The following is a 2,172-nucleotide window of genomic DNA, read 5'->3' on the forward strand; positions in this document are numbered from 1 at the left end:
TTTATCTTGGCTTTCCTGCAGTAGCTACGCTTGAGAAGATACTTTTAAATTTAGACAATCTGTATCTATAATATCCCCGTCTTCTACACTTCGATACGCTTATAGCTTTTCAAGACCTCGCACTCTTTAGATATTAAAGCTCTAGTGCTTTTTAGAATTTTATTATTGGAAATTCTAGAGATTCCTGTAAAATACTCGAAAATTTTTCCAAATTTCTTTTATGAAATTCCGGAACGTATTATATACTTATTTTTCATTGATAGAATCATAGTTCTTCTGCTTAACCGTACTTCGTTTGTTACTAATAAAACGCACTCTCTTTAAGGGCACTCCTTTGAAAGCTTTAACTTATCTTGAGCCAAAAATAAATCCATTTACTATATTAATATCGAAACAACAAAATAAGTAACGGAAAACTATATTATAAACATAGATCATCAGTTATACCAACCAATGCTTCTTTATTTTTCAAGCAGAAAAATAAAACCTTCACTATATTAAATACCATTATGTTTTCAGTAGCGAGTAAATATGGAATCTACACAACCAATCCATTATCTAGTTCTTATCCGTAAAATAATGATATATAGACGTTTTCTGGTTATGCTATCTAAAAATTTAGAATGGCAACGCTCAAAACCTATTTGCCCCCAGCTCCGCCCTCACCTCGTCGCTCGCCATCTCGATACTCCACGCAGGCTCCCATACGAGATCTATCTCGCACTCTTTTACGCCGTCGACATTCAGCACAGCCGTCTCGACCCAGCCAAGTATCATCTCGTGCAGTGGGCATGAGCGCGTAGATAGCGTCATTGTGACCTTCACCTTGCCGTTCTCGTCACAAACCGCGTCGTAAATCAGCCCCAAGGACACGATATCAAAACCTCCCTCGGGATCGACGATATTTGAGAGTGCGGCATAGATTTTTTCTTTCATTTTTTTTCCTTTATTCCAAATTGCGTAAATTTAAAAACATTTATCATATTTATCGCGACCAAAACGATGCTAACGAGCAGGCTAACCACGCCACAGTACGCGAGCGATTTTATCTCCAGCCAGACACCAAATTCGTAGAGCGCGAGTCCAATGGCATTAAAGCCGATACCGATATATGCGGGCTTTTTAAGAATCATCTGATCTAGCAAGGGCACCTTTGTCTTACCCACGAACGGCGCTACATAGTGGTACCAGATAAGAAACGGCGCGATCTTGTAAAGATGAGCCGCGATAAAGGCAAACAAAAAGCCGTAAATCAGCATAAACACCGCCATATCATATCTATCCGCCGCGATAAATGCGCAAAACAACACGAAGGCCGCGAGCGAAAGAGCGATATTTACATTCCAGTAATCATACGCTTTGCGAACGCGCTTTTTTAGGATATATAGCGCCTCGGCGACAAAGCAAATAATCGCCGCTCCAAACGCAAAGTACGCGTAAATTTCGCTAAGAAAGAGCAAAATGCCGGCAAAAATATAAAATCCAAAGGCAAATTTGCTAAGCGTAAATTTTAGATCGTGCGCCAAGGCAAACATCGGTAGCAGCACGGTCGCTACGCCTACGATGATGAAAAAGACAAAGCCAAGTACGAAATAGACGTGAAATTTAAGCGCGAACATAAAATCCATCGGTAAAGTGCCAGAAAGTATCATCAAAAGGCAAAATCCAAGCGAGATGCCGGCGAGCAAAAATATCGCCGAAACAAAAAGCATAAACGCCGCGAAACTCTTTTTTTCATTGTCCATAAAGCTAACGATATAGGTCGTGCCAAAAAACAGCAGCGCGAGAAAAAGCGTCATACCGCCGCCGTGTATGAAGCCCGTTTTGCCGCTGATCATCCCGTAGCCCATCGCAGCAATCCCTACGCAGTAGACGGCTAAATTTAGCATCGCGCCCTTGATCGTCGAAAACGGCTTTTCTAAAATCACCGAAGTGAGCTGATAAAGCGCGCCGATGATGATGCTCATCACAAATCCCACGAAAAATATATGCAAAAAGCCAGCCGTATTTAGCGAGCTAATCGCCTCAAAATCAGCGTAAAAAAAGGCCGGGACGCTTAGCGCTAAGAAAAAAATGCCAGCGATAAAGTAGCCGCCAACTAGTTTAAATGGCGGCGCATAAGTGTTTAAAAGCATTTTAGTGGCAAAGGCTGGTGTCTATGTTTTCTATGCT

General features: G+C 41.5%; 2 protein-coding genes and 1 pseudogene. All 3 read right to left on the reverse strand.

Annotated features, from left to right (window positions below; genetic code table 11):
• Positions 1-116: 116 nt before the first annotated feature.
• Positions 117-269: pseudogene (locus tag Q0200_RS04210) on the reverse strand (IS1595 family transposase); the annotation flags it as partial.
• A 364-nt stretch (positions 270-633) separates the two neighbouring features.
• Entirely contained in the window at positions 634-936 is a 303-nt protein-coding gene (locus Q0200_RS04215; protein ID WP_297938108.1) for an iron-sulfur cluster assembly protein, read from the reverse strand.
• Positions 933-2,135: a peptidase M50 gene (locus tag Q0200_RS04220; RefSeq protein WP_297938111.1), complete on the reverse strand. Its 1,203-nt coding sequence runs from the start codon at positions 2,133-2,135 to the stop codon at positions 933-935. Before Q0200_RS04220 ends, Q0200_RS04215 begins: the two co-directional genes overlap by 4 nt.
• Between the last annotated feature and the right edge of the window lie 37 nt (positions 2,136-2,172).

This window comes from uncultured Campylobacter sp., from assembly GCF_938045225.1.
Classification (GTDB): domain Bacteria; phylum Campylobacterota; class Campylobacteria; order Campylobacterales; family Campylobacteraceae; genus Campylobacter_A.

Bases quoted from the DNA above. Each gene is read 5' to 3' on its own strand.
- Q0200_RS04215 (WP_297938108.1), bottom strand. From the start codon at position 936: ATGAAAGAAAAAATCTATGCCGCACTCTCAAATATCGTCGATCCCGAG.
- Q0200_RS04220 (WP_297938111.1), bottom strand. From the start codon at position 2,135: ATGCTTTTAAACACTTATGCGCCGCCATTTAAACTAGTTGGCGGCTAC.